Below are 24,063 nucleotides of genomic sequence, written 5' to 3'. Positions count from 1 at the left end.
GCCCCCGCCCTGGCCGCCGCCTTCGCCGCCGGTCCCGGGCTGCTGCCCGGCGTCCGGCCCGGAGGGCGCCCCGGCGGCGGGGCTCCGCGCGGACGAGCCGCCGCCGGGATCGTCCTCCCCGCCGCACGCCGTGAGGCTGAGCGCGGGGACCAGCAGCAGGGCCGCGAGATGACGTCGGTTCACGGGTGGTTCCTCTCGGCAGGGTGGGAACCGGTCGGTGTGCGTGCCGGCCGGCGGCTGGATGCAATCCGGACATTATGCGCCCCGCGGCGGGGAGCGGCTTTGTCACGCCGCGCAGGATCGGGCAGTGCGCCTTGTCATGCGCGTGACAACGGACGACCGCCGCCGCCGCGGCCCCCGGAAAATGCTCTCCCGCCGATGAAAAAACACGGCCCGCCGCCGCCCGAAGATGTCAACGGCCGCTAGAAATACCGATAATCGCGATTTCATGCAGTTCGACGCCTTGTCCGCACAATTCTTCGCGAAGTAGCTTGAGCCGTCCGAAGCGGCGCACGACAAAAAGCGCGAAAGGAGGCCGGGAGCATGCCGACGCCCGTCATCGAATACCCGCTGAACGCGCTGCGCGAGGCCGGCCGGATGTTCGCGCTCGGCGCGACCGTGCTCGGCATGGCGTTCCGCCGCCCGTTCCAGTTCCGCGAGTTCGTCGAGCAGTTCTGGTTCATCGCGAGCGTGACGATCCTGCCGACGGCGCTCGTCTCGATCCCGTTCGGCGCCGTCACGTCCCTGCAGGTCGGGTCGCTCACGCAGCAGTTCGGCGCGCAGTCGTTCACCGGCGCGGCCAGCGTCCTGGTGGTGATCCAGCAGGCCAGCCCGATGATCGTGGCGCTGCTGGTGGCCGGGGTGGCGGGCTCCACGATCTGCGCCGACATCGGCGCCCGCACGATCCGCGAGGAGCTGGACGCGATGGAGGTGCTCGGCGTCTCGCCGGTGCAGCGCCTCGTCGTCCCGCGCGTCCTCGCCTGCGTCGCCGTCGCGTTCCTGCTGAACGGCCTGGTCTCGGTCGTCGGGGTCGCGGGCGGCTACTTCTTCAACGTGCTCATGCAGGGCGGCACGCCCGGCGCGTACGTCGCGAGCTTCTCGGCCCTCGCGCAGCTCCCCGACATCTACGTCGGGGAGGCGAAGGCGGTCCTGTTCGGGTTCGTCGCCGGCGTCGTCGCGTCGTACCGGGGGCTGAACCCCAAGGGCGGGCCGAAGGGCGTCGGCGACGTCGTCAACCAGTCGGTCGTCATCACGTTCCTGCTGCTGTTCCTGCTCAACCTCGTGATCACCGGGATCTACCTGCAGGTCGTCCCGCCGAAGGGAGGGTGAGCGATGGCCGTGCTCGGCACGCTCCGCGCGGGCCCGTCCCGCTGGTTCGCGTGGCTGGACGCCCCCGGCGACCAGGGCCTGTTCTACGTGCGGGCCCTGCTGTGGGCGCCGCGCGCCGTCCGCCGGTACTGGCGCGAGGTGCAGCGGCTGCTCGCGGAGGTCGCGTTCGGCAGCGGCGGCCTCGGCGTGATCGGCGGGACGATCGGCGTGATGGTCGCGATGACCCTCGCGACCGGCGTCGTCGTCGGCATGCAGGGCTACTCGGCGCTGCAGCAGATCGGGACGTCCGCGTTCACCGGGTTCGCGTCCGCGTACATCAACACCCGGGAGATCGCGCCGGTCGTGTCGGGCCTGGCGCTGTCGGCGACCGTCGGGGCCGGGTTCACCGCGCAGCTCGGCGCGATGCGGATCGGCGACGAGGTCGACGCGCTCGAGGTCATGGGCATCCCGAGCCTGCCGTACCTGGTGACGACCCGCATCATCGCGGGCGCCGTCGCGATCGTCCCGCTGTACGCGGTCGGGCTGCTGTGCGCGTACCTGGCGTCCCGGGCGGTGACGGTGCACGTCAACGGGCAGTCCGCCGGGACGTACGACCACTACTTCGGGCTGTTCCTGTCGCCCGTGGACGTCGTGCTCTCGTTCTTCAAGGTGCTGGTGTTCAGCGTGCTGGTGATCCTCTCGCACTGCTACTACGGCTACCGCGCGGCCGGCGGCCCCGCTGGGGTGGGCCGAGCCGTCGGCCGCGCGGTTCGCACCTCGATCGTCCTCATCAGCGTCAGCGACTTCTTCTTCAGCCTCGCGGTGTGGGGGACGAGCACGACGGTGAAGGTGGCGGGATGAGCGCCCGGACGAACGTGCGCGGGGCGTCCGGGCGGCGCCGCCGCACCGCCCCGCCCGTCCTCGGCAGGCGGCTCGCGGGCGTGGCGTTCCTGCTCGTCCCGGCCCTGCTGATCTGGGTGTCGATCGCCGCCTACCAGAAGCGGTTCACCGAGGTCGAGTGGGTGACGCTGAAGACGGCGAGCGCGGGCAGCGAGATGCACCCGCACGCGGACGTGAAGCTGCGCGGCGTCGTCGTCGGCGAGGTCCGCGACATCGACTCGGACGGGCGGGTCGCGACGCTGCGGCTCGCGATCGACCCGGACCGGGTGCCGATGCTGCCCGCGAACGTCACCGCGCAGCTCCTCCCCACGACCCTGTTCGGGCAGCGGTACGTGGCGCTGATCCCGCCGGCGCGGCCCGTCGCGGCCCGCCTCGACGGCGGCAGCGTGATCAGCCAGGACCGGTCGGCGAACGCCATCGAGCTGCAGCGCGTCCTCGACAACCTGTACCCGCTGCTCACCGCCGTCCAGCCCGCGAAGCTCGCCGCGACGCTCACCGCCGTCTCGCAGGCCCTGGACGGGCGCGGCGCCGAACTCGGCGAGACGCTCGTCGAACTCGACGCGTACCTGAAGGAGATCAACCCGTCCGTCCCCGCCCTGAACCGGGGCATCCGGGAACTCGTGAAGGTCACGCACCACTACGAGCAGGCGGCGCCCGACATCCTGCAGGCGCTCAACGACTTCTCGTACACCAGCCGCAGCATCGCCGCCCAGCGCGACGACCTCGGACGGCTGTACGCGTCCCTCACCGACGCGTCCCGGAACCTCTCCGACTTCCTGCACGAGAACAGCGAGAACTTCATCCGGCTGACCGCCGAGGGCCGCCCGACCCTCGAACTGCTGCGCGAGTACTCGCCCGCGTTCCCCTGCACCCTCGGGATGCTCACCGACTTCGTGCCCGTCATGGACGAGGTCCTCGGCGCGGGCACCGAACGTCCCGGACTGCACGTGAACGTCACGACCGTCCCGTCCAAGGGGAAGTACGCGCCCGGGCGCGACCGTCCCCGCCACACCGAGGCCGACGGGCCGCACTGCTACCCCGTCCCGTACGGGACGGGCGGCGGCGCGGAGTCCGTCGCCGCCGCGCCGCCGGACGCCGCCACGCCCGTCGCGGTCGCGCCCGGCGCGCTCGGCCTGCCGAACTCGCCGCAGGAGAACCGGATGGTGAACGAGCTGGTGGCGCCGTCCGTCCAGGAGGTCCCGGAGGCGCTGCCCGGCTGGAGCAGCGTGCTCGTGGGCCCCCTCTACCGGGGCGCGGAGGTGACGCTGAAGTGAAGCGGAGAAGCCTCGCCGGGCCGCTCGCGAAGTCGCTCGCGTTCGTCGTCGTGACCGTCCTCGCCACCGGGCTGCTGGCGCTCAGCATCGGCCGGTTCGGCGCCCGCGACACCGTCGCGTACAAGGCCCGGTTCACCGACGCGTCCGGGCTGCGGGACGGCGACGGCGTGCGGATCGCGGGCGTCGAGGTGGGTCGCGTCGAGGACATCGACGTCGTCGACCGGCGCACCGCCGAGGTCACGTTCGCGGTCGAGCGGGGCCGCGACATCCCCGCGACCGCCACCGCGACGATCAAGTACCTGAACCTGATCGGGCAGCGGTACATCGCCCTCGACCGCGGCACCGGCGCGGCCGGCACGCTGCGGCCGGGCGCGACGATCCCGGTCGAGCGGACGACGCCCGCGCTGAACCTGACGCAGCTTTTCAACGGCTTCCAGCCGCTGTTCCAGGCGCTGTCGCCCGGCGAGGTCAACAAGCTCGCCGGTTCGCTCGTCCAGGTGTTGCAGGGTGAGGGCGGCACCGTCGAGGGCCTGCTGTCCACGATCGGGTCGCTGACCGGCGGGATCGCCGCGAAGGACCAGGTCATCGGGCAGGTCATCGACAACCTGAACGCGGTCCTCGACACCGTGAACGCGCGCGACGACGAACTCGGCACGCTCGTCTCGACGCTGCGCCGCCTGGTGTCCGGGCTGTCGTCCGACCGGACCGCGATCGGGGAGGCGATCAGCGCCCTGGACGACCTCGCCGGCACCACCGCGGGCCTGCTGCGGGACACCCGCGCGCCGCTCAAGCGCGACATCGAGCAGCTCGGCCGCCTCTCGAAGAACCTCGCGGACGAGTCGGACACCGTCGACCGGTTCCTGGAGACCCTCCCGGTGAAGATGGAGGCCATCGGACGCGTCGCCTCCTACGGCTCGTGGCTGAACCTCTACATGTGCGAGGCGACCGTCACGGGCGTCACCTACCGGCAGTACCCGGGCGAGGAGCATCCGCCGCCCACCGGGGTCCCGCTGAAGGACGCGAGGTGCGGCGCATGAGCCCGCGAACGAGGAGCCGCCGTCCCGCGCCCGCGCGGGCGAAGGGACGGCCGCGGCTGAAGCCGGTGCGGGAGCGGAACCCGATCCTGGTCGCCGTCGTGTCGATCACCCTGCTGACCGTCGCGGCGCTGCTCGCCTACAACGCCAAGAACCTGCCGGTCATCGGCGGCGGCACCCGCTACACCGCCGACTTCGGTGAGGCGGCCGGGCTGCGGCCCGGCAACGAGGTGCGCGTCGCGGGCGTGAAGGTCGGCGAGGTCACGGGCGTCCGGCTGGACGGCGCGAAGGTCGCGGTGTCGTTCCGCGTCCGCGACACCTGGATCGGGGACGCCAGCACCGTCGCGATCGCCATCAAGACGCTGCTCGGCGACAAGTACCTCGCAGTAGACCCGCTCGGCGCGCGCGCACAGAACCCGGGTGACCGCATCCCGCTCGACCGGACGACGTCCCCCTACGACGTCACCGAAGCGTTCGAGGACCTCGCGGGGACGGTCGGACGCCTCGACAGCGCGCGGCTCGCGCAGAGCCTCGACGTCCTGTCCGGGACGTTCGACGACACCGCGCCCGAGGTCCGCGAGGCCCTCAGCGGCCTGTCCGCCCTGTCGAAGACGATCGCGTCGCGGGACGCCGAACTGTCCCGCCTCCTCGCGAACACCCGCCAGGTGACCGGGACGATGGCCGAACAGAGCGGGAACGTCGAAGCGCTACTGCGCGACGGCAATCTCCTCCTGGCCGAGATCCGCCGCCGCCGGGAGGCGATCCACAACCTCCTCGTCGGCACCCAGGAACTCTCCCGGCAGATCTCCGGACTCGTCCAGGACAACCAAAAGCAGCTCGACCCCACCCTGCGCGCGCTCGGGCAGGTCACCGAACTGCTCCAGGACAACCAGGCCAACCTGGACCGCGCGCTGAAAACCGCAGGCCCGTACACCCGCCTCCTGGGCAACTCCCTGGGAAGCGGACGCTGGATGGACGGCTACCTCTGCGGGCTCGTCCCGCCCGAATACCTGCCGGAGGGCCGCGAAGCCCCCGACGAGGGGTGCATGCCGCCCCGGAAGGGCGGTGGCTGATGCTGCGCAAGCTGCGCGGGCCCGCCGTGCTCGTCGCCCTGGGCGCCGCACTCGTCCTGGCCGCCGCGCTCGCGGTCGTCCGCGCCCAGGGCCCCGACGGCACCCGCATCACCGTGCACTTCCGCAGCGCCGTCGGCATCTCCGCCGGTTCGGACGTGCGCGTCCTCGGCGTCCGCGTCGGCGCCGTCGACTCCGTCACGCCCGACGGGCCGCACGTCCGGGCCGTCCTCACCGTCGACCACGGGGTGCGCGTCCCGTCCGGGGCGAAGGCCGTCGCCGTCGCGCCGAGCGTCGTCGCCGACCGGTACGTCCAGCTCACCCCCGCGTACACGACCGGCCCCGTGATGCGGTCCGGCGCCGTCATCGACGTGCGCGACACCGCCACCCCGATGGAACTCGACCAGGTCTACGCCGCGATCGAGCGGCTCGCCGACGACCTCGGACCGGACGGCGCCAACGCCGACGGCGCGCTCTCCCGGGCGCTCGAGACCGGCGCGGAGAACCTCGACGGCAACGGCCGCGACATCCGCACCACCACCGAACGCATGGCGCAGGCCGCGAAGACGCTCGCCGGCTCGCAGCACGACCTGTTCACGACGATCCGGTCCCTGCAGACCTTCACGTCCATGCTCGAGAAGAACGACGGGCAGGTGCGCCTCGCCGAACGGCAGCTCGCCGACGTCAGCGGGTTCCTCGCCGCCGACCGGCACGAACTGGACGCGGCGATCCGGCTGCTCACCCGAGCCCTCGCCGACGTCGAGACGTTCATCCGCGACAACCGCGAACAGGTGCGGGACAACGTGACGAAGCTCGCCGACATCACCCAGACCCTCGTGAAGCAGCGCCGCTCGCTCGCGGAGGCCCTCGACGTCCAGTCGATCAACGTCGTGAACGTCCTCAACGCCTACGACCCGGCCACGAAGTCGCTGATGGGCCGGCAGAACCTCACCGAACTCACCCCGCTGCCCGTCACGGGACGCCCCGTGCAGGCCCCGCCGGAAGGGGGCACCCCATGACCCGCCGGGCACTCGCCCTCGCCGTCGCCGCCACGACGCTCGCGTCCGGCTGCGGCTTCACCGGCCTGCAGGACCTCCCGCTGCCCGGCGGCGCCGACCTCGGCGACCACCCGTACACCGTGCGGGCCCGGTTCGCGAACGTCCTCAACCTCGTCCCCCAGTCGGCCGTCAAGGTCAACGACGTCGCGGTCGGCCGCGTCACCGAGGTCGCGCTGCCCGACGACGGCTGGACCGCCGTCGTCACCATGCAGGTCAACGGGGACGTCCGGCTCCCGGCGGACGCCCGCGCGAACGTCCGGCAGTCCAGCCTCCTCGGCGAGAAGTTCGTCGAGCTGAGCGCGCCCCCGAACGCGGCCGCCGGCGCGCAGGGCGCGGCCCCGAACGCGGCCGCCGGCGGGCCGGGCGCGGCCCCGCTGGCGGACGGCGCGGTGATCCCGCTGTCGCGCACCGGCCGCAACCCGGAGGTCGAGGAGGTGTTCGGCGCCCTGTCGATGCTGCTCAACGGCGGCGGGATCGCCCAGATCCGGACGATCACCACCGAGCTGAACCGGGCGCTCGACGGCAACGAACCCGAGATCCGGTCGCTCCTGCACCAGGCCGAACGGCTCGTCGGCGCCCTCGACGCCAACCGCCAGGGGATCCTCGACGCCCTCGACGGCCTCGACCGCCTCTCCGGCACCCTCCGCGACCGCAACGAGCAGATCGACACCGCCCTCACCGACATCGAACCGGGCCTGCGGGTCCTCGAGGAGCAGCGCGGCGCGCTCGTCCAGATGCTCACGTCACTGGACGAACTGTCAGAGGTCGCCGTCACGACCGTGAACCGGAGCAAAGAGGACCTCATCGCCGACCTGGAGGCCCTCGAACCCACCCTCCGCAAGCTCTCCGACGCCGGCACCGACCTGCCGAACGCCCTGGAGGTCCTGCTGACCTACCCGTTCACCGACGCCGTCCTCCCCGCGATCAAGGGCGACTACCTGAACGTGTACCTCACCGTCACCGCGCGGCCCGGCACCACGATCGTCCCGCCGATCGCCCCGCTGCCCGCCGTCCAGGGGGACTGATGCTCACCCTCGGCACCAGGATCAAGAACCTCGTCTTCCTCGTCGTCGGCCTCTACGCGGTGGCCCACGTCGGCCTCGACTACGCGGACCTGGGCAAGCACATCGGGCTCGCCGACCACTACGTCATCGAGGCCGAACTCGCCGAAGCCGGCGGCCTCGCCGAGAACGCCGACGTCACCTACCGCGGCTCGTCCGTCGGACGCGTCGGCGAACTGCGGCTCACGGCCGACGGCGTCGTCGCCGAACTCCGCATCGACGACGACGCGCCCCGCATCCCCGTGGAGACGACCGCCGTCGTCGCCAACCGCTCCGCGATCGGCGAACAGTACATCGACCTGCGCCCGTCCACCGCGGCCGGCCCGTACCTGGCGGCCGGGGCCGTCATCCCGCGCGCCGCGACCGCCGTGCCCCCGCCCGTCACCGACCTGCTGACCAGCGTCAACGCGCTCGCCGAGTCCGTCCCGACCGGTGCGCTGCGCACCGTCGTCGACGAACTCGGCGTCGCGCTCGCCGGGCAGGGCCCGAACCTGCAGGCGCTCCTCGACGAGACCCGCGCCTTCACCGACGCGGCGAACGCCAACGCCGCCCCCACCCGCACGCTCATCGACGACGCCGAGACCGTCCTGCGCACCCAGAACGAGGAAGCCGCCGCGCTACGGTCCTTCGGCCGCGACGCGCGCCTGCTCGCCGCACGGCTCCGCGACTCCGACCCCGCGTTCCGCGAACTCGTCACCACCGCGCCCGACGCGGCCGGCGAACTCCGCGCCCTCGTCCGCGACCTGGACCCCTCGATGAGCGTGCTCGTCGCCAACCTGCTGACGACGTCCGAACTCCTCGCGCACCGCACCGCCGGGCTCGAACAGCTCATGTCGGAACTGCCGGCCGCGGTCGCCGCCGGAATGTCGGCCGTGGACGACGGCCGGCTCAACTTCGGAATGGTCACCACCTTCTTCGACCCCCCGCAGTGCACGTCCGGATACGAGGGCACCCGCTACCGCAACGGGCTCGACACGTCCCCGGGGGCCCCGCTGAACACCTCGGCCGCCTGCACCGCGCCCCCGTCGAGCGGCGTGAACGTCCGCGGCTCCGCGAACGTCCCCCGCCCGCCCGTCCCCGAGCCCGCACGCGCCGGTTCCGTCCTGGGCGCCGCCCCGGACCCGGCCCTCCCCGGAGCCCTCGCCCTCCCCGCCCTGCCCGCCGGGCCGAGCGAGCCGAACGCCCCCGAGGACCTCCGCGCCCTGCTCGGCCTCCCGAAGGCCCGGCCATGACCCCCCGCCGCACCCCCGCCGGCCGGGTGTTCGCGGCCCGGCCGCCCATGGGCGCCGCCCGTCCGCCGCGTGTGCCATGCGTGAGGGCCGGGTGCGTGAGAGCCGCGGGCTTGGGGGCGGCGGCGTGCGGCGTGCCCGCGGGCCGGGCGGTCGGCGCCCGGCCCGCGGGCGGCCATGGGGGTGCCGCGTGGGCGTGAAGCGTGAGGCGGTCGTGCGTGCGGACGACGAGGCGGTGGAGAACACTCGGCGTGGAGCGTCGCGGGCCGAGGACCCGCAACGGCGGACGCCGGCACGGGCGGCGCGCGGGCGCGGCGAGCGGGGGCGGGCGCGGACGTTGCTGGCCGGATGGGGGCTCGTGGGATGGAGCGTCGTGCTCGCCGCGGCCGTGTTCCTCGGGTGGTCGGGGTGGACGGTGTGGCGGGACGATCCGGCGGCGAGCGGACCGCCGGACGGGCGGGCGGCGGTGCTGCGGGCGGCCGAGCGGCACATCGCGGTGCTGAACTCGATGGACGGGACGCGGGTGGACGCCGGGTTGCGCGGGTGGCTCGACGCGACGACGGGGCCGCTGCACGCGCAGCTCCGGCGGGACGAGGCGGCGAACCGGCGGAAGATCGGCGCGTCGGGGACGGACGCGGACGCGACCGTGACGGGCGTGGCGGTGACGTCGCTGGACGAGGCCGCCGGAAAGGCGGAGGTGATCGCGGCGGTGCGGGTGCGGCTGACGCTGCGGGGCGGGGAGCCGACGATGCAGCGGAAGCGGTTCGCGGCCGAGCTGGCGCGGACGCCGCAGGGATGGAAGCTCGAAGCGCTCGCGTCCGTCCCGGTGGGTGCCCGATGAGGCGGGTGCTCCGGCTGTACCGGCCGTTCGCCGTCGCGGCCGTGCTGGTGGTGGCCGCGCTGGCGCTGCACCCGGTCGCGGACGCGGTGCGCGGCGACGAGCGGGCCGTGTTCGACGACGCGGCGGCGGCCGAGGCGACGGGCGCGGTGTCGCGGGGGCTGGCCACGGTGTTCAGCTACGAGGCGGGGGACGTCGCCGCGACGGAACGGGCCGCCGCGGAGGTGCTGCGGGGCCCGGCGCTGCGGCAGTACCGCATGCTGTTCGACCAGGTCGAGCGGCAGGCGCCGGGGCAGCGGGTGACGCTCGTGACCCGCGTGGTGCGGGCGGGAGTGGTGTCGCTGTCCGAGGGGGACGCGCGGCTGCTGGTGTTCCTGGACCAGACGGCGACGCGCGCGGGGAAGCCGGTCGGCACCCCGGCGGCGGCGCAGCTCGTCGTGACGGCGCGGCGGGCGGAGGGCCGGTGGACGATCCACGAACTGCGGGCGGTCTGATGGACGAGGATCTCGTGCGGCGGACGGCGGCGGCGCTGGTCGCGCTCGCGGCGCTGTTCGCGCTCTGGGGCGGCTGGTCCTGGTACGCGGCGGCGCACGATGACGGGGCCGCGTACTCGCGCGTCCGCGCGGAGGTGCTGCGGGCGGGGGAGCAGGCGGTGCAGAACCTGAACACGCTCGACTACCGGACGCTGGAGCCCGACCTGCGGACGTGGCGGGAGTCGACCACCGGCGAGCTGCACCGGGAGATCGCGCAGGGCCGGCCGGAGTTCGAGAAGCGGGTGCGGGAGGCGCGGACGGTCACCGCGGGGAAGGTCCTGGAGGCGGCGGTGGCCGAGCTGGACGTCCGGTCGGGGCGGGCGCGCGTCCTGGTGGCGGTGGAGATCACCGTGACGCCGCCCGAGGGCGACCCGGTGGTCAAGCAGGACCGCCTGGTCGCGCGCCTCGACCGGACGGACGGCGGCTGGAAGATCAGCGGGCTGGGCCGGGCGTCGGGGGAGGCGCTGTGAGGACGGTCGCGCTGGGGGTCGTCGCCGTGCTGCTGGCCGCGTCGGGAGTGTGGGCGCGGCAGGAGGCCGCGGCGCTGCGGGACGACCCCGCCGTGCGGAACACCGCGCTGACGGACGGTGCCGCGACGAGCGAGGTGAAGGGCGCGGTCGCCGAGATGGTCGGGCGGCTCTTCTCCTACGATCACGCCGCCCCGGAACGCACCCGGAAGGCGGCGGCGGAGTTCCTCACGGGCGACGCGCCCGGGCAGTACGAGAGCGTTTTCGGAAAGGTGCGGGAGGAGGCGCCGAAACGCGGCGCCGTGCTCAGCACGCGGGTCACCGACAGCGCCGTGGTGTCGCTGCGGGACGGCCGGGCGCGCCTGCTCGTGTTCGCCGACCAGCGGACGACCCGCACGTCGGACGGCCGGAGCTCGCACGCTCCCGCGATGCTGGCCGTGGACGCCGTCCGCCGCGACGGCCGCTGGCGCATCGCGGGTCTCGACACCTTCGGCTGACCTTTTCGTGCGTCCGCCAGGGAAAATCGGCCGCCATTCGGCGGTTCGCTCATGATTTTGTCACCCACCCCCGGAAAAGCTCCCTGAACGATTTATTCCGGCGACAACCGGAACGGGGGAGCGATCGAGGATCCTTGGATCATTCGGTGCTGAGGGGGGAATGGCGAATGGCAGACGTCGCGGCGTTCGAGAAGGTCCCGGGACGGGTGGCGGAGCGGCTGCGGGCGCGGGTGGATCGGGCGGCCGACGAGCTGATCCGCGAGCTGGTCGGGAACGGCGCCGTGCCGATGGACGACGAGGCCCGGCGGGTGCGGTCGGGGGTCGCGGCGGGGCTGCGGCACTTCTGCGACCTGGTGGACGACCCGCACGCCGGCTGGGACCGGGTGCGGGCGTTCTACCTGCGGGTCGGGCGGGCGCTGGCGCGCGACGGCCGGGACCCCGACGAGATCCAGCAGTCGCTGCGCCGGTCGGCGCTCGCCGTGTGGCGCACCCTCGCGGCCGATCCGGGCGGTCTCGACCGGGCCGAGCTGGGGCTCGTCGTGGACGCCCAGTTCGCCTACATGGACGCGGTCGCGGAGGTGATCGCGGTGGGGTACCGGGAGGAGCGCGCCGCGCGGCCCGCGCGGGACCTGGACGTCCGGCGCCGCGCCCGGCTGCTGCACCTGCTGCTCGCCGAGCCGCCCGCCGACCGCGACCAGGTCGCGGCGCTCGCCCGGGAGGCGCGCTGGCCGCCGCCCCGCACGGTCGCCGCGGCGGTCGCCCGTCCCCGCCGGGACGGCGTCCTCCCGCCGTCCGCGCCCGCCGGGGCGCTCGCCGACTTCGCCGCCCCCGAACCGGTGCTGCTGTTCCCCGACGCCCCGGGCGGCGCCCGTCCCGTCCTGCCCGCCGAGCTGGTCCGCGACTGGGTCGTCGCGATCGGGCCGGCGGTGCCGCTCGCGGGCGCGGCCCGGTCGCTGCGCTGGGCCCGCGAGACCCTCGCCCTCGCGGGCCGCGGCGTGATCCCCGACACCCGCCCGATCCGCAGCGCCGACCACGTCCCCGCCCTGGTGATCTCCCGCGCCGGGGAGCTGATCGACGACGCCGCCGCGACCCGGCTCGCGCCGCTGCGCGCGGTGCCGCCCGCGCGGCGGGAGCGGCTCGCCGAGACGCTGCTCGCGCTGCTGGAGCACAACTTCAACGCCGCCGACGCCGGGCGCCGCCTGCGCGTGCACCCGCAGACCGTCCGGTACCGGCTGCGGCACCTGCAGCACCTTTTCGGTGACGACCTGCGGGATCCGCGGCGGTGCCTGGAAATAGAATTGATCTTGAATGCCCGGCTGGTCACGAAGACATTGTCAACGTGTTGATAAGGACGCCGCCGAATCGCGCGTCCGGATATGTGGTGCGCGAGGGGCGCGCGGGCCGATAGTCGGGGGTCCCTTTCGCGTGACGAGGTGGTGCGCATGACCCGCAAGGCGTTCGACTTCGACGTCATCGTCGTCGGCTCGGGATTCGGCGGCAGCGTCGCGGCGCTGCGGCTCGCGGAGAAGGGGTACCGCGTCGCGGTCCTCGAGGCGGGCCGCCGGTTCGACGAGGACTCGCTGCCGAAGACGTCCTGGCGGCTGCGCAGGTACCTGTGGATGCCGCGCCTCGGCCTGCACGGCATCCAGCGGATGCACCGCGTCGGGGGGAAGGCGGGCGTGCTGGTCCTCGCGGGCGCGGGCGTCGGCGGCGGCTCGCTCGTCTACGCCAACACCCTGTACGAGCCGCCGCGCCCGTTCTTCACCGACAAGGCGTGGGGCCACATCACCGACTGGCAGGACGAGCTGAGGCCGCACTACGACCAGGCCCGCCGGATGCTCGGCGTCGTGACGAACCCGCTGGTCACCCCCGCGGACGAGGCGATCAAGCGGGTCGCGGACCGGATGGGCGCCGGCGACACCTACCACCCGACGCCGGTCGGCGTGTTCTTCGGCGACGAGCCCGGCGTCGCGCACGACGACCCGTTCTTCGGCGGCGCGGGCCCCCGCCGGACGACGTGCACGGCGTGCGGATCGTGCATGATCGGCTGCCGTGTCGGCGCGAAGAACATGCTCACGAAGAACTACCTGTACCTCGCGGAGAAGGCGGGCGTGCAGGTCGTCCCGGACACGACGGTGACCGCGCTGGAGCCCGGCGAGTCCGGCGGCTACCGGGTGACGGTGCGGCGCACCGGCGCGTTGCGGGGCCGGCGGACCCTCACCGCGGAGCAGGTCGTCCTCGCCGCCGGGACGCACGGCACCCAGACGCTGCTGCACCGGATGCGCGACACCGGCCGCCTCCCGCACCTGTCCCCGCGTCTCGGCGAGCTGACCCGCACGAACTCCGAGGCGCTCCTCGGCGTCGAACGCATGACCGTCTGGCACCGCAAGAAGCACGTCGACCACGGCACCGGCCTGGCGATCACCTCGTCGTTCCACCCCGACGACAAGACCCACATCGAACCGACCCGCTACGGCACCGGCAACAACCTGATGGGGTTCATCCGGACGCTCCTCGTCGACGGCGGCGGGCGGGCGCCGCGCTGGCTGAAGTTCGCGGGCCTCGCCGTACGGCACCCGACGATCATCCTGCGCGGCCTCTCGCTGAAGGACTGGGCGAACCGCACGGTCATCGCCCTCGTCATGCAGACCGCCGACAACTCCATCACCGTCAGCGAGAAGCGCGGCCGCCTCGTCGCGCGGCAGGGCGAGGGCGAGCCGAACCCCACGTGGATCCCCGTCGCGCACAAGGCCGTCCGGATGCTCGCCGAGGAGCTCGACGCGACCCCCGGCGGGACGTGGTTCGACCTGTTCAACATCCCGACGACCGCGCACTTCATCGGCGGCTGCACCATCGGGGAGACCCCCGAGACCGGCGTCATCGACCCCTACCACCGCGTCCACGGCCACCCCGGCCTGCACATCGTCGACGGCTCCGCCGTCACCGCGAACCTCGGCGTCAACCCGTCCCTCACCATCACCGCGCAGGCCGAACGGGCGATGTCGTTCTGGCCGAACCGCGGCGAGAAGGACCCCCGCCCCGCCCCCGGCGACCCGTACCGCCGCATCGACCGAGTCCCCCCGCAAGCCCCGTCCGTCCCGGCCAACGCCCCCGCCGCCCTCCACCTCCCCTGACCGCGCCCAGGACGGATCTACTCGACCGGAATGGCGTAGGCCAGCTCGTACCGGTCCGTCGGAGATCAGCAGGCGTACGGCCTCGACCGCGACGCGGTCGGAGACCCCGTACCGCTCGGCGAGCCGGTGCCGCGACGGGACACGGTCGCCCGGTGCGAGGGTGCCGTCGACGATCTGGCGGCGCAGGTCGTCGGCGATGCGCAGGTATGCGGGCTGGGCCACGGGGACTCCGGATGCCGGTCGGGGACGTCGATTCCAGACCCAAGGTCGACAAGCTGCGTACACAACTATCAAGCACTCGGCTTTCTCGACGTCGCCGATCGATCGCTCCCGCGGACGTCGGTGGCGGGTGCGACGATCGCGGCGTGACGAAGATCGACGACCTGATCGCCCGGGTGGCCGCGCGGGCCCGGGCCGAGTGTCCGACGCTGCCGCCGCCGGTGGGCGACCCGGACGTGAACGCCGCGGAGGACGCCCTCGGGTTCCACCTTCCGCCCCTGCTCGCACGCCTTTACCGAGACGTCGCCAACGGCGGGTTCGGTCCCGACTACCAACTCTTTCCGCTGGTCGGCGAGGGGCCGACCGCCGTGGACGTCTATCGCGAGGAGCGGGCGCACGCGGGCGGGACGGGGTGGCCCGCCGGCGTGCTGCCGATCTTGCACTGGGGCTGCGGCATGTACGCGGCGGTGGACTGCACGACGGCGTCGTCCACGGTGCTGCTGTTCGAGCCCAACGTCTACCAGGGGGACTGGGCGGACGCCTGGTTCCTCGACGCCGAGACCCTCGACGGCTGGCTGGAGGGCTGGCTCTCGGGGAACGCCTGGTACGAGGAGGAGAACCTCGGGAACACCGAGCCGCCGGAGCCGCGGCCCTGGACGGACGCGCGGGAGCGGCTCGCCCGCATCAGGGGGTGAGGAGGGTGGTGAGTTGGAGGCGTAGGGACAGGCGTTTGTGCGGGGTCGTGAGGTCGAGGGGGGCGAGTTCGTCCATCCGGCGTAGGCGGTAGCGGAGTGTGTTCGGGTGGACGCGGAGGTCGGCGGCGGCGCCCTTCGGGTCGCCGAAGTGGTCGAGCCAGGCGGCGAGGGTGGGGAGGAAGGACGTGCCGCGGGACGTGTCGTGGTCGTGGAGGGTGCGGAGGGGGCCGTCCGGGGGGAGGGGGCCGATCGCGGTCCGGGCGCGTTCGACGACGACGGTGTCCCACGCGTCCTCCAGCCGGACGGCGCCCGCTGCCGGGAGGCGGCCGGACGTGACGAGCGCGGCCAGTTCGGCGGCCTCGGCGCGGGAGCGGGGCAGGTCGGACGGGGCGTCGGCGGGGCCGCCGATCGCGGCGTGCAGGCCGGGGTCGCCGACGCGGGCGAGGGCGTCGGCCAGCCACGGCGGCGAGCCGGGCCCGGTGCGCGCGGTGAGGACGGCGACGAGCGCGCCGTCGAGGTCGGTGAGGAGGGGGCGGCGCCAGCCGAACCGGCGGGCGATCGCGTCCCAGAGTTCGAGGTCGCGGCGCGGGTCCGTCCCGGCGCGGTTCCCGAGGACGGCGGCGCGCCACGGCGGGGGCTCGGGGACGTCCGGCGGCGTCCCGTCGCGGAGCGCGGCCCGCAGCCGGTCGGCCGACACGCGCCGCGCGACGTCCGACTCGGCGCGCAGCCGGAGCAGGTGCAGGGCGACGACGGACGCCAGTTCCGTGAGCCGCCGGACGCGGTCGTCCGGGATCGGCGTGCGGGCCACCGCCCAGATCGAGCCGAGCCACTCGCCGCCGGCGCGGACGGGCACCACGAGCCGGGGCAGCATCCCGCCCGGGCCCGCCGGGACCGCGATCGGCTCGCTCGACCGGGCCATCTTCCGGAACACGCCGCCGGCCCGCAGGTGCGCGGTGACCTGCGGCGGGACGCGGCGGCCCACGATCGTGGAGACGCGCGCCGGGTCGGCGGCGTCCTGCGCCCCGGAGTAGGCGAGGACGCGCGAGCGCGCGTCCTCGACGGTGACCGGGGCGCCCGCGATCTCCGCGGCGGTGTCGGCGAGGGCGAACAGGTCGTCGGGCGCGCCCGGGTCGCCCGGCAGCGGTGCGCCCGCGCGGTCGACGGCGCCGCGCAGGAGCCAGACGAGATGCGCCCAGGAGGCGTCCGGCTGGAGGGCGACGAGCGCGGGCGCGAGGCGGTGCCCGGCGGCGGCGACGCCGGGCTCGGCGGCGAGCGGGGCCTTCACGACGACGCCCGCGGCGCCCGCGGCGTCCGCCCGTTCGAGCAGGTCGGCGGCGGCTTCGGGGGACGGCAGGCCGACGCCGAGGACGAGGTCGCCCGGCTGCCCGGCGGGTTCGCCGGGTTCGGCGAGGACGACGTCGTCGACGGGCCCGGCGCGGCCACCGGCGACCGTGCGGAGCAGTCCGGGGCCGAGGGCGTCGACGAGGTCGGCGACGGGGACGGGACGCATGCATCCAGTGTCGCCGATCGCCTTGTGCGATCCGCACAATCCCGCGTGTTCGTGTTGGCCTGATCGGACGACGCCAGGTCGCGGGCGCGGCACCAGCATCGGAGGCGAGAGTCCGCGCAGAGAGGGAAGATGCAATGGTCGGCAACGCCTCCCCGAGCCGTGTCGCCGTCGTCGGCGCCGGCATGGTCGGCCTGTCCACGGCGTGGTTCCTGCAGGAACGCGGCGTGGACGTCACCGTGTTCGACCGGCGGGACGTCGCGGCGGGCGCGTCGTGGGGGAACGCGGGCTGGCTGACCCCGGGCCTCGCGACGCCGCTGCCGGAACCGGCCGTCCTGCGGTACGGGGTCCGCGCGGTCCTCAGCCCGTCGTCGCCGGTGTACGTGCCGCCGAGCGCGGATCCGCGGCTGCTGCGGTTCCTCGCGGGGTTCGCGCGCAACAGCACGGCGGCGCGATGGCGGCGCGCGATGGAGGCGCTGGTCCCGATCAACGGGCTGGCGCTGCCGGGCTTCGACGCGCTGGTCGAGGGCGGGGTGGAGGCGGAGACGCGGGACGCCGCCACGTTCGTCGCCGCGTACCGGACGGCCGCCGAGCGCCGCGTCCTGCTGGAGGAGGTCGAGCACATCCGCGCGGCGGGGCAGTCGCTGGAGTACGAGGCCCTGGACGGCGACGAGGCCCGCAAGCTGGAGCCGCTGCTGTCGGAGGAGATCGGCGCGGCGATCCTGCTGCGCGGCCAGCGGTTCGTCGACCCCGGACGGTTCGTGCACGCCCTCGCGGACGCGGTGCGGGCGCGCGGCGGCGAGATCCGCACCGGGACGGACGTCGACGCGATGCAGGACGGCCCCCGCGGCGTCGCCGTCCGGGCCGGCGGCCGGGTGGAGGTGTTCGACGCGGCGGTGCTCGCGAACGGCGTGTGGCTCGGCGATCTCGCCCGCCGGTTCGGTGTCCGCGCGCTCGTCCAGGCGGGCCGCGGCTACAGCTTCAGCGTGCCGGTGGAGCACGTCCCGGCCGGCCCGGTGTACCTGCCCGCGCAGCGCGTGGCCTGCACGCCGCTGGGCGACCGGCTGCGCGTCGCGGGGATGATGGAGTTCCGCCGCCCGGACGCGTCCCTCGACCCGCGGCGCGTCCGCGCGATCGTCGAGGCCGCGCGCCCGCTGCTGCGCGGCGCCGACCTGGACGACCGGCGGGACGAGTGGGTCGGGTCCCGCCCGTGCACCCGCGACGGCCTTCCGCTCATCGGCGCCACCCGCTCCCCGCGCGTCTTCGTCGGCGGCGGCCACGGCATGTGGGGCGTCACCCTCGGCCCCGCCACCGGCCGCCTCCTCGCCGAGACGATCACCACGGGCCGCCGTCCGTCCGAACTGGCCCCTTTCGACCCCCTCCGCTGACGCGCCGGGCTCAGGATCGGAGCGGGGACGTCACTTGAGCGGGGACGTCGTCACGGGCTTGCGGTCGGTGGTGTTCGACCACTTCTCGAACGGGACCTCCCAGTAGCCCCAGCCGTTCCACCAGTCGAGCCGCCGCGCGGTGCCCGTGATGTTGACGATGTCGCCCCGGTACGACCAGTGGTAGAGCCATTTGGCGTCGGCGGCGGGCGACCGGACGCAGCCGTGGCTGCAGTTGCGGTTGCCGAGGCAGGCCGGGTCGGCCGTGTTCTCGTGGATGTACTCGCCGCTGTTGGAGATGCGGGTCGCCCACGGGACCTGCTCGTCGTAGTAGCCGGGGTCGCCCTTCTTCTTGCCCGGGGACACCATCCGCTCCATGCGGCTGCGGTCCATGGTGAGGTGGACGCCGCTGGTGGTGAGCAGGTGGTCGACGCCGTCGGCCCACACGTCGCCGCCGGAGCCGAGGCTGACGCCCCAGGTGCGGACGACCCTGCCGTTCTTGCGCGCGACGAGCTTGTGCGTCTTCGCGTTGATGTCGATGACGTGCGAGTCGCCGATCTTGAAGCGGCGGGTGACGTCCTTGGCGCCGAACACGTCGTCGCCGATCCTCAGGCCGGCGTAGTGGACGGTGAGGGACACCTCCTGGTTGGGCGCCCACGGCTTCTTCGGGCGGAACACCAGCGAGGGGAGGCCGTTGAAGGAGTGGCCCTTGTCGAGCCAGCGCCATGAGCCCACGGTCGGCTTCGTGGACGACAGCTCGATGCTCTTCTCGATCAGCGGCTTGGCCCGCTCGGGAACGTCCTTGTTGAACTGGACGAAGATCGGCATGCCGGTGCCGACGGTCTCGCCGGCGCTCGGCACCACGTTGTTGATCTTCGTGGCGGCGACGGCGGTGGTGGTGCGGAAGGCGCTGGTGGCGGTGGTGGTCTCGCCCTTCGGCGACGTCGCGGTGGCCTGCACGCGGTAGCTGCCGCCGGGCGCGAGCGTCCAGGACGAACGCCACGTGGTCTTGTCCGCGGACAGCGCGCCCGGCACCGGCTCGCCCTTGAGGGTGACGGCGACCGCGCCGAGCGTCCCGCCGGACGCGGTGACGACGACCCCCTGGTCCGGACGGGCGCGCGCGCTGCCGTTCGCCGGTGTGATCGTCACTTTGGGCGGTGCTGCCTCGGTCTTCTTGGCGGTGACTTCGCCGCCCCCGCCGCCGCACGCCGTCGCCAGTCCGAGGACCAGCGCCATGGCCAAGGCCGTCTTGCCTCGCACCGTTCTCCTCTTGTCAGGGGGATCGATCCCGATGATCTGTGACGCCGATTCTCCCGCTCGGGTTCGGCCGTCATCAGGTATTTCCCGAAGCCCGCCCGGCGTTTCCGGGCAACATCGGCGAACAGGGGTGAATTTTCGGCATTCACGCAGGTCAGGGGCGGAACTCGATCTTCTGCTCAAGAGTGGGGAGCGCCTTGTTAAAGGCGGCGTTCCATGCCGATCCGCCCTGCGAAGCTGGACCGTGGCCACCTGCGCGAACGTCCTCGTCAGCGGCGGAGGGGACGCGCGCCCGGGCCCGTCAGGACGCCCGGCGAGGCCCTAGGCATGGGTGAGTCTTCGGCATGAAGGGACGCGCGAGATGAGTGCCCAGGGGCTGAGTCCCTCCATCGACTCCGGGGCCCGCGCGGATCTCGCCGCCCCCGGCGGCGGCGCCGCGCTCGCCCCCGGAATGCCGCTCGTCCCGGTCCGCCGCCGGACGCCCGGCCCGCGCCTGCTGCCGGCCCTCTACCCGGTGTGCCTCGCGGTCGCCGACGGCTGGGCGATGGCGGCCGCGGTCGCGGCCGCGCAGCCCGGCCGGCCGGGCGGCGGGCTGCCCGCGGCGGCCGCCGCGGCGATCGTCGCGCTGAACGCGACCGGCGGGCTGTACCGGGTGCGGCGCGGCCCGTCGCTGCTGACCGACCTGCGGGCGCTGCTGGTCCGGGTGCTGCTGGTGGGGACGGTCGCCGCGGTGCTCCTCGGCGCCCGCCCGTTCGACTGGCTGTGGCTGCTCGCGCCGGCCGCCGCCGTCCCCGTCGCGTGCCGCGCGCTCGCGAACGGCGCCGCCCGCACCTACCGGTGCCGCCGCTCCCGGTCCCGACCCGCCCTGGTCGTCGGCGTCGGCGGCACGTCCGGGCACCTGGTGGAGCTGCTGCGGGTGCGCGGCGAGTTCGGGCTCGCGCCCGTGGGGCAGGTCGCGGCCGGGCGGGCCGCGGCCGGGCCGGCCGGCGCGGACGAGCCGGCGCTGCCCGTCCTCGGCGGCATCACCGACGTGCCGGTGCTCGTCGAGGAGCACGGCGTCGGCACGCTGATCGTCGTCGCCGAGGACGTCGCGCCCGAGCACCTCGACGCCGTCCTGCGGCTGTCGTTCGGCCTCGCCTGCGAGACGCTGCTGGTGCAGCCCCCGGCGGCGGTCGTCCCGGTGGAGGCGGGCCGCCGCGAGTACCTCGCCGGGCTGCCGTGCGCGCGGGTGGACTGGCGGCTGCGCGAGCCGGGCCGCCGGTACGCGAAGCGGCTGCTGGACGTCGTCGTCGCGTCCGTCCTGCTGGTCCTGGCGGCGCCGCTGTTCGCGGCGTGCGCGGTCGCGGTGCGGATGGAGGGCGGGCCGGGCGTGCTGTTCCGGCAGCGGCGGATCGGGCTCGGCGGCGAGGAGTTCGTGCTGCTGAAGTTCCGCACCCTGCAACCGGCGGACGAGCAGGAGTCCGACACCCGCTGGACCGTGCAGGGCGACCGCCGCATGGGCCCGGTCGGCCGGTTCCTCCGCAACACGTCCCTGGACGAGCTGCCGCAGCTGTGGAACGTCGTGCGCGGCGACATGAGCCTCGTCGGCCCGCGCCCGGAACGTCCCCATTTCGTCGAGCAGTTCTCCCGCACCTGCCCCGGCTACATGCTGCGGCACCGCGTCCCCGTCGGGATGACCGGCTGGGCACAGGTGCACGGCTTCCGGGGCGACACGTCCATCGAGCTGCGCGCGCGCCTGGACAACCACTACATCGACCACTGGTCGTTCGGCGCCGACCTCAAGATCCTGCTGCTGACCGCCCGGGCCGTTCTCGGGAGGGACTCCGGATGACCGGGGCGTGGTGGAGGCGCCCGAGCTGGATCGCGGCGGCCACCGTCGCCTGCGTCGGCGCCCCGCTGGGCGGCGGCGCGTTCGGCCCGGGCGTGCAGGTCACCCCGGGGGACGTCGCGAGCGTCGTGCTCGTGGCGACCGCCGCGCTCCTGGTCGTGCGCGGACGGACGCGCGTGCCGCGTGCGGCGCTGTGGGCGTTCGGCCCGCTGATCGCGGCGCTCGGCGTCACCACCGTCTGCTCGTCCGACATCGCGGCGAGCCTCCCCGGGTTCCTGCGCGACCTCCAGATCTTCGTGCTGGTGCCCCTCGCGGTCGTCCTGGTGTGCAAGGACCGCCGCGACCTCGGCATCGTCTGCGGCGCGGTCCTCGGCCTCGGGTTCGCGGAGGCGGCGTACGGGATCTGGCAGGCGGCGACCGGCAACGGCGCGTCGATCGGCGGCGCCAACATCCGCGCCGTCGGCACGTTCGGCGCGATCGACGTCATGGCGATGTCGGTCGTCGCCGCGTTCGCGTTCGTGCTGCTGACGGCGTACCTGCTCGCGGGCGTCCGGCGCACCCGGGGAACCGTCGCCGCCGCGGTCGCCGGGCTCGCCGTGCTCGGCGCGGCGCTCGTCCTCGCGCTCAGCCGGGGGACGTGGCTGGCGCTCGGCGCCGCGGTCGTGCTGATGCTCGTCCTGTTCGACCGCTGGCTCGCGGTGCGCACGGTCGCGTGCGGCGCCGCGCTGATGCTCCTGTTCGGGGTGTTCACGGGCGGCGACTCGTCCGCCGTGACGGCGCGCGCGCGGTCCATGGTGGTGTCCGTCACCGAGCCGGACCGGTCGGTGAACGACCGCTACCACCTGTGGGCCGCCGCCCAGGGGATGTGGCAGGACGCCCCCTTCACCGGCGTCGGCGTGAAGAACTTCGCCGAGTACCGCGACACCTACGCGGGCATCGAGCTGTCGTCGGGCAGCGAGACCCACGACCCCGTGAACGGGTACATGCGGCAGCCGCTGCTGTCGCCCCACAACCAGTACCTGCTGATCCTCGCCGAGCAGGGCGTCGTGGGCCTCGCGGGGTTCGCGGCGATGCTCGCGGCGATCGTCCGGGGCCTGTGGCTGCGCCGCCGCCCCCGCGACCCGCTGTGGCTCGCCGCCGCGGGCGCCATGACCTTCCTGCTGATCAACTTCGTGTACTCCGACCTCGGCGGGCCGACGACCGTGCTCACCGCGGTCCTGCTCGGCGTCGCCGCCGCCCGCGCCTTCGGGCCGCGCCGCCCCGCCCCCGCCCTCGTCGACCGGCACGGCTTCCTCGTCCACCGGCTCGAAGAGGCGCCATGACCGCCGCCGCGCGCACCGCGAGGGGGGCGGCCGGGCCCGGGACGGCCGGACGGTTCGGCCGGTTCGGGAAGTCCGGGACGGCCGGGGCCGCCGGGGCGGGCGGGTCCGTGGGGCGCGCGGCGGCGCTGTCGGGGGCGCTGGTGGCCGCCGGGACCGCCCTCGGGTTCCTGCGCGACCTCGTGATGGCGCACCTGTTCGGCGCGAGCCGCGGCACCGACGCGTTCCTCGTCGCCTGGACGATCCCGGAGACGGTGTCGCCGCTGCTCATCGAGGACGCGATGGCGCTGCTGATGGTGCCGGTCGTGACCCGGCTGCTGGCCCGCGGCGACGGGCTGCGGGGGTTCGTCGGCCGGACCCTGCCGCGCATGGTCGCGGTCCTCGCCGTCGTGACCGTGACGCTCGCGCTCGCGGCGCCCGCGGTCGTCGAACTGCTCGCGCCCGGCCTGCCGGGGCACGGGCCCGCGGTGCTGTGCGTCCGGCTCACGGCGGTCACCGTCGTGACGTTCGGGATCGCCGGTTTCATGAGCGCGACGCTGCGCGCGCACCACCGGTTCGGGCCGCCCGCCGCGATCTACGCCGCGTACAACGTGGGCATCCTCGCGCTGATCGCGGGCCTGTCGGGGGCCGTCGGGGTGACGAGCGCCGCGATCGGCGTCGCGGCCGGCAGCGTCCTCATGGTCGCGGTGCAGGCGCCCGCGTTCGTCCGGTGCCTGCGGGACGCGCCGCCGCAGCGGCTCCCGGCGGACGAGCTGCGGCTCGGGCTCGCGGCCGTCGCGCCCGTCGTCGTGTACACGGTGACGCGGCAGGCGCAGGTGTTCGTCGAGCGGTTCCTCGGCTCGGGCCTGGAGGCCGGTTCGATCTCGCACCTCAACTACGCGCAGAAGGTCGCGCAGGTCCCGATGATCATGTCGTTGATGATCGTCACGGTGACGTTCCCGCGGCTCGCCCGCGCCTCCGCGGACGGCGACGTGCGCGGCGTCGCCCGCCGCATCCGGCAGGACCTCGCCGCCGCGGGCGCGATGGTCATGTGCGCGACCGCCTTCCTCGTCGCGTTCGCGCCCGCCGTCATCGAGGTGCTGTTCGAGCACGGCGCGTTCACCGCGGACGACACCCGCGACACCGCCGACATCATGCGGGTGTACGCGCTCGGCCTGTGGGGGCAGATGGCCGTGGGCCTCGCCGCCCGCGCGTTCTTCGCGCGCGGCCGCCCGATGTGGAGCCCGGCCGGGGTGCTGGCCGCCGGGCTGGTGGTGACGGCCGCGATCGGCGCGGCGTTCGCCGCGACCGCCGGGACGATCGCGCTCGCCGCCGCGAACGCCGCCGGGATCACGCTCGCCGCCGTCCTGCTGCTGGCCGGGCTGCGGCTCAAGGTCGCGCCCGTGGCGCTGCGCGGCATCGCCGCCGACACCGGGCGGCTGCTGCTCGCGGGCGTCGGCGCCGGCGCGGC

At 74.4% G+C, this 24,063-nt stretch carries 21 protein-coding genes and 2 pseudogenes; 19 read left to right on the top strand and 4 right to left on the bottom strand.

What is annotated here, in order from left to right:
* Positions 1 to 183: pseudogene (locus ACFQ11_RS30945) on the bottom strand (N-acetylmuramoyl-L-alanine amidase); the annotation flags it as partial.
* A gap of 360 nt (positions 184 to 543) precedes the next feature.
* Here ACFQ11_RS30945 and ACFQ11_RS30940 point away from each other — a divergent pair.
* From ACFQ11_RS30940 to ACFQ11_RS30875, 14 genes are all read left to right on the top strand, one after another.
* A complete protein-coding gene (locus ACFQ11_RS30940; RefSeq protein WP_378305110.1) occupies positions 544 to 1,329 on the top strand; it encodes an MlaE family ABC transporter permease in 786 nt (261 codons plus the stop codon).
* A 3-nt stretch (positions 1,330 to 1,332) separates the two neighbouring features.
* The gene (locus tag ACFQ11_RS30935) at positions 1,333 to 2,169 is read left to right on the top strand and encodes an MlaE family ABC transporter permease (RefSeq protein WP_378305108.1); all 837 of its coding nucleotides are present in this window, start codon (positions 1,333 to 1,335) and stop codon (positions 2,167 to 2,169) included.
* On the top strand, positions 2,166 to 3,482 hold the full coding sequence (locus ACFQ11_RS30930; protein ID WP_378305106.1) for an MCE family protein: 1,317 nt from the start codon (positions 2,166 to 2,168) through the stop codon (positions 3,480 to 3,482). Before ACFQ11_RS30935 ends, ACFQ11_RS30930 begins: the two co-directional genes overlap by 4 nt.
* Positions 3,479 to 4,519, top strand: a complete 1,041-nt coding sequence (locus tag ACFQ11_RS30925; protein ID WP_378305104.1) for an MCE family protein — start codon at positions 3,479 to 3,481, stop codon at positions 4,517 to 4,519. The genes ACFQ11_RS30930 and ACFQ11_RS30925 overlap by 4 nt, the downstream gene beginning before the upstream one ends.
* The gene (locus ACFQ11_RS30920; protein ID WP_378305102.1) at positions 4,516 to 5,589 is read left to right on the top strand and encodes an MCE family protein; all 1,074 of its coding nucleotides are present in this window, start codon (positions 4,516 to 4,518) and stop codon (positions 5,587 to 5,589) included. The genes ACFQ11_RS30925 and ACFQ11_RS30920 overlap by 4 nt, the downstream gene beginning before the upstream one ends.
* On the top strand, positions 5,589 to 6,605 hold the full coding sequence (locus ACFQ11_RS30915; RefSeq protein WP_378305100.1) for an MCE family protein: 1,017 nt from the start codon (positions 5,589 to 5,591) through the stop codon (positions 6,603 to 6,605). The genes ACFQ11_RS30920 and ACFQ11_RS30915 overlap by 1 nt, the downstream gene beginning before the upstream one ends.
* A complete protein-coding gene (locus ACFQ11_RS30910; RefSeq protein ID WP_378305098.1) occupies positions 6,602 to 7,669 on the top strand; it encodes an MlaD family protein in 1,068 nt (355 codons plus the stop codon). Before ACFQ11_RS30915 ends, ACFQ11_RS30910 begins: the two co-directional genes overlap by 4 nt.
* Entirely contained in the window at positions 7,669 to 8,937 is a 1,269-nt protein-coding gene (locus ACFQ11_RS30905; protein WP_378305096.1) for an MCE family protein, read from the top strand. Before ACFQ11_RS30910 ends, ACFQ11_RS30905 begins: the two co-directional genes overlap by 1 nt.
* Positions 8,938 to 9,124: 187 nt before the next feature.
* Positions 9,125 to 9,775, top strand: coding sequence for a hypothetical protein (locus ACFQ11_RS30900; RefSeq protein ID WP_378305094.1), 651 nt, complete (start codon positions 9,125 to 9,127; stop codon positions 9,773 to 9,775).
* Complete coding sequence (locus tag ACFQ11_RS30895) at positions 9,772 to 10,266, top strand: hypothetical protein (RefSeq protein ID WP_378305092.1); 495 nt, start codon at positions 9,772 to 9,774, stop codon at positions 10,264 to 10,266. The genes ACFQ11_RS30900 and ACFQ11_RS30895 overlap by 4 nt, the downstream gene beginning before the upstream one ends.
* Positions 10,266 to 10,775, top strand: coding sequence for a hypothetical protein (locus ACFQ11_RS30890; protein WP_378305090.1), 510 nt, complete (start codon positions 10,266 to 10,268; stop codon positions 10,773 to 10,775). Before ACFQ11_RS30895 ends, ACFQ11_RS30890 begins: the two co-directional genes overlap by 1 nt.
* Positions 10,772 to 11,269: a hypothetical protein gene (locus ACFQ11_RS30885; protein ID WP_378305088.1), complete on the top strand. Its 498-nt coding sequence runs from the start codon at positions 10,772 to 10,774 to the stop codon at positions 11,267 to 11,269. The genes ACFQ11_RS30890 and ACFQ11_RS30885 overlap by 4 nt, the downstream gene beginning before the upstream one ends.
* 167 nt (positions 11,270 to 11,436) lie before the next feature.
* Positions 11,437 to 12,615, top strand: coding sequence for a helix-turn-helix domain-containing protein (locus ACFQ11_RS30880; RefSeq protein WP_378305086.1), 1,179 nt, complete (start codon positions 11,437 to 11,439; stop codon positions 12,613 to 12,615).
* Between the two features lie 96 nt (positions 12,616 to 12,711).
* A complete protein-coding gene (locus ACFQ11_RS30875; protein ID WP_378305084.1) occupies positions 12,712 to 14,403 on the top strand; it encodes a GMC oxidoreductase in 1,692 nt (563 codons plus the stop codon).
* Positions 14,404 to 14,460: 57 nt separating this feature from the next.
* Here ACFQ11_RS30875 and ACFQ11_RS30870 read toward each other — a convergent pair.
* Positions 14,461 to 14,625, bottom strand: a pseudogene (locus ACFQ11_RS30870) (GntR family transcriptional regulator); the annotation flags it as partial.
* A gap of 143 nt (positions 14,626 to 14,768) precedes the next feature.
* Here ACFQ11_RS30870 and ACFQ11_RS30865 point away from each other — a divergent pair.
* Positions 14,769 to 15,317 carry an SMI1/KNR4 family protein gene (locus ACFQ11_RS30865; RefSeq protein WP_378305082.1) on the top strand — a complete coding sequence of 183 codons (549 nt, stop codon included), beginning with the start codon at positions 14,769 to 14,771 and terminating at the stop codon, positions 15,315 to 15,317.
* Here ACFQ11_RS30865 and ACFQ11_RS30860 read toward each other — a convergent pair.
* On the bottom strand, positions 15,307 to 16,827 hold the full coding sequence (locus ACFQ11_RS30860; protein WP_378305080.1) for a PucR family transcriptional regulator: 1,521 nt from the start codon (positions 16,825 to 16,827) through the stop codon (positions 15,307 to 15,309). The genes ACFQ11_RS30865 and ACFQ11_RS30860 overlap by 11 nt on opposite strands.
* Before the next feature lie 134 nt (positions 16,828 to 16,961).
* Here ACFQ11_RS30860 and ACFQ11_RS30855 point away from each other — a divergent pair, with 134 nt between their 5' ends.
* Entirely contained in the window at positions 16,962 to 18,212 is a 1,251-nt protein-coding gene (locus tag ACFQ11_RS30855; protein ID WP_378305078.1) for an NAD(P)/FAD-dependent oxidoreductase, read from the top strand.
* A 30-nt stretch (positions 18,213 to 18,242) separates the two neighbouring features.
* Here ACFQ11_RS30855 and ACFQ11_RS30850 read toward each other — a convergent pair whose 3' ends face one another.
* Positions 18,243 to 19,469: a L,D-transpeptidase gene (locus ACFQ11_RS30850; protein ID WP_378305076.1), complete on the bottom strand. Its 1,227-nt coding sequence runs from the start codon at positions 19,467 to 19,469 to the stop codon at positions 18,243 to 18,245.
* A gap of 358 nt (positions 19,470 to 19,827) precedes the next feature.
* On the opposite strand from ACFQ11_RS30850, the gene ACFQ11_RS30845 reads away from it, so the two are divergent.
* From ACFQ11_RS30845 to ACFQ11_RS30835, 3 genes are all read left to right on the top strand, one after another.
* The gene (locus ACFQ11_RS30845) at positions 19,828 to 21,297 is read left to right on the top strand and encodes an exopolysaccharide biosynthesis polyprenyl glycosylphosphotransferase (protein ID WP_378305073.1); all 1,470 of its coding nucleotides are present in this window, start codon (positions 19,828 to 19,830) and stop codon (positions 21,295 to 21,297) included.
* Positions 21,294 to 22,616, top strand: coding sequence for an O-antigen ligase family protein (locus ACFQ11_RS30840; protein ID WP_378305071.1), 1,323 nt, complete (start codon positions 21,294 to 21,296; stop codon positions 22,614 to 22,616). Before ACFQ11_RS30845 ends, ACFQ11_RS30840 begins: the two co-directional genes overlap by 4 nt.
* Positions 22,613 to 24,063, top strand: a 1,451-nt coding sequence (locus ACFQ11_RS30835) for a lipid II flippase MurJ (protein ID WP_378305069.1), incomplete at its 3' end; no start/stop codon positions are given. The genes ACFQ11_RS30840 and ACFQ11_RS30835, both read left to right, overlap by 4 nt.

The organism is Actinomadura sediminis (assembly GCF_042675525.1).
GTDB lineage: Bacteria > Actinomycetota > Actinomycetes > Streptosporangiales > Streptosporangiaceae > Spirillospora > Spirillospora sediminis.
Note: the sequence above shows the minus strand (reverse complement) of the source record. Positions and strands in the feature narration are given on the sequence as shown.

Excerpts from the sequence above, each read along its gene's own strand:
- ACFQ11_RS30940 (WP_378305110.1), top strand. The coding sequence starts at position 544 with ATGCCGACGCCCGTCATCGAATACCCGCTGAACGCGCTGCGCGAGGCC.
- ACFQ11_RS30935 (WP_378305108.1), top strand. The coding sequence starts at position 1,333 with ATGGCCGTGCTCGGCACGCTCCGCGCGGGCCCGTCCCGCTGGTTCGCG.
- ACFQ11_RS30930 (WP_378305106.1), top strand. The coding sequence starts at position 2,166 with ATGAGCGCCCGGACGAACGTGCGCGGGGCGTCCGGGCGGCGCCGCCGC.
- ACFQ11_RS30920 (WP_378305102.1), top strand. The coding sequence starts at position 4,516 with ATGAGCCCGCGAACGAGGAGCCGCCGTCCCGCGCCCGCGCGGGCGAAG.
- ACFQ11_RS30915 (WP_378305100.1), top strand. The coding sequence starts at position 5,589 with ATGCTGCGCAAGCTGCGCGGGCCCGCCGTGCTCGTCGCCCTGGGCGCC.
- ACFQ11_RS30910 (WP_378305098.1), top strand. The coding sequence starts at position 6,602 with ATGACCCGCCGGGCACTCGCCCTCGCCGTCGCCGCCACGACGCTCGCG.
- ACFQ11_RS30905 (WP_378305096.1), top strand. The coding sequence starts at position 7,669 with ATGCTCACCCTCGGCACCAGGATCAAGAACCTCGTCTTCCTCGTCGTC.
- ACFQ11_RS30895 (WP_378305092.1), top strand. The coding sequence starts at position 9,772 with ATGAGGCGGGTGCTCCGGCTGTACCGGCCGTTCGCCGTCGCGGCCGTG.
- ACFQ11_RS30890 (WP_378305090.1), top strand. The coding sequence starts at position 10,266 with ATGGACGAGGATCTCGTGCGGCGGACGGCGGCGGCGCTGGTCGCGCTC.
- ACFQ11_RS30880 (WP_378305086.1), top strand. The coding sequence starts at position 11,437 with ATGGCAGACGTCGCGGCGTTCGAGAAGGTCCCGGGACGGGTGGCGGAG.
- ACFQ11_RS30875 (WP_378305084.1), top strand. The coding sequence starts at position 12,712 with ATGACCCGCAAGGCGTTCGACTTCGACGTCATCGTCGTCGGCTCGGGA.
- ACFQ11_RS30860 (WP_378305080.1), bottom strand. The coding sequence starts at position 16,827 with ATGCGTCCCGTCCCCGTCGCCGACCTCGTCGACGCCCTCGGCCCCGGA.
- ACFQ11_RS30855 (WP_378305078.1), top strand. The coding sequence starts at position 16,962 with ATGGTCGGCAACGCCTCCCCGAGCCGTGTCGCCGTCGTCGGCGCCGGC.
- ACFQ11_RS30845 (WP_378305073.1), top strand. The coding sequence starts at position 19,828 with ATGAGTGCCCAGGGGCTGAGTCCCTCCATCGACTCCGGGGCCCGCGCG.
- ACFQ11_RS30840 (WP_378305071.1), top strand. The coding sequence starts at position 21,294 with ATGACCGGGGCGTGGTGGAGGCGCCCGAGCTGGATCGCGGCGGCCACC.